At 51.9% G+C, this 1854-nt stretch carries 2 protein-coding genes; both read right to left on the reverse strand.

Annotation, left to right across the window (positions count from 1 at the left end; translation table 11 throughout):
* The coding region (locus AC2FNV_RS23470; RefSeq protein ID WP_496774727.1) for a DUF3179 domain-containing (seleno)protein at positions 1–1203 on the reverse strand (1203 nt) is incomplete at its 3' end.
* 148 nt (positions 1204–1351) lie between these two features.
* Positions 1352–1854 (reverse strand): FGGY-family carbohydrate kinase (locus AC2FNV_RS23475; RefSeq protein ID WP_496774729.1); only part of this gene is annotated, 503 nt, incomplete at its 5' end.

Below are 1854 nucleotides of genomic sequence, written 5' to 3' on the forward strand. Positions count from 1 at the left end.
GCGATTGATGTCTGTATGGGGATAGAACTCCACCCAGACATGCCAAAACATTCCAGGTTTCAACGCCTCGACGCGTTCCAATTTGCCATTTGGCGTATTGCCGAAGAAATCTATCTCGGTAACTGGTGCACCCGTCGTATTATACCAGAACCCAAGGCTTTCGTATCTGGGGTGCCAAGCAATAACGATTGGGCGGCCCCCAACTTGCGTGTTAACCAAATTGCCCTGTTCGACAACAAAATCGTCGGTCCAGCAAACGGCATCGCCATCGATATCTACACCCCAAACATAGGTCTTGTTGTCCAGCCGATCATCAAAGTGACTCATATTATCCATTACGGGGGCAGCTTCGCGGTGGTGTTTACCGATTGACGCCGCAAACAGCATCTCCATGGCGCTATCAAAAAGGAACAATAACGGATTGCTGGAGGGTTTGTTGAGAAACACAGTACCGTCCGGATAAGCCTTTTGAAATCCGCGAAACGTCATTCGGAATGTTGGCCAGGGTTTCATGGCAAGCGATGGTTTAAGAGGACAGACCGCGCCCGAGTCGGTTTTAGAGCTGTCTGCCTCGCGAAAACCGTAAATTTGTTGGATCGGCTCTCCTGTATTGTTGTCGCGTAAAATCAAATTGTTGCCATGCTGTGCAACAACCTCGAGATCCAAAGCTTTTCCTTCGACTTCGGGTGTATAGCCGATCCCAAGATTGGCCATGGCGCAGTAGGTCATTACAACGTTCCTGCCGCCCAGCCCTTCTTCATTTCCCGCAAGATGCGGTCGCATCAACTGCGCGTCGGGATGGGCGCGGGCAACTCCTTCGTTTTCATTGACCAGCACGGGGCTGCTTGGACTCACAAATTCCCGAGCTTCATCAATATCGAAGTATTGGGCACTGGATTTTTGATTGCGTAAACCGACATGCACCCAGACGTAAGGAAACCCGATCAGAAACAGACCCAAAATAAGGCCTATCCAATAAATCCAGCCTGGCCCCGACCCAAAGCCAAAGTGCGTCACAGTCATCAGCACAAGACAGCCTGATGCCACGACGATCAGGCGGTATTCGTTTCGGATAAAGCGGACCATGTTCTCACGTTTGACTTTGAGAACCATTTGGCTGACGTCACCTAAATCTCGAAAATACAGGAAACCAATTCCCAGAGAGATTAACAAGCTGAGATAAAAGACGATGGCTGCAAGCATTTAACCCCCCGTTTCCGCATCCATGTTAGGCACAGGGTGGTATTAATCAAGGCGTACAAACATACAGATTAGAATTTTCGAAATTACAGTGTGATCCCACAGTTTTTGAACCTTTTGAAGGTTCGGTCTGTCGATCCCCCCGGAAACCTCAAAATGCCATTGTAGCGGAAACAGCTCGTTGCCACCTCGTGTACGCAGCTTCGCAATCGTCCCGAGCCATTTCGGGCTCGAAGCGCCGATCAAGCGACCAAGCGTCGGAAAAGCCGTCCCTATCCGGGTAAACACCTGCCTTCGAACCAGCCAGCCAAGCTGCGCCCAAAGCTGTAGTCTCTTGCATAACCGGGCGGTCGACCGGAGCACCAAGAATATCGGACAACCCCTGCATCGCCCAATTCGATGCGCTCATGCCCCCGTCAACGCGCAATACGACATTGGCATCATCTCCCCAATCACCTTGCATGGCATGCCATAGGTCCCGAGTCTGAAATGCAATACTCTCCAGCGTCGCGCGAGCGATTTCGGGCCGGCCAGAATTTCGGGTCAGACCGAACATGGCGCCGCGGCAGTCCGGTTTCCAATACGGAGCCCCGAGGCCGGTGAAGGCGGGAACCAGAACGACATGCTGATTTGAATCGGCCTGCGCAGCCAACT

This window comes from Ruegeria sp. BHSA163 (genome assembly GCF_059613365.1).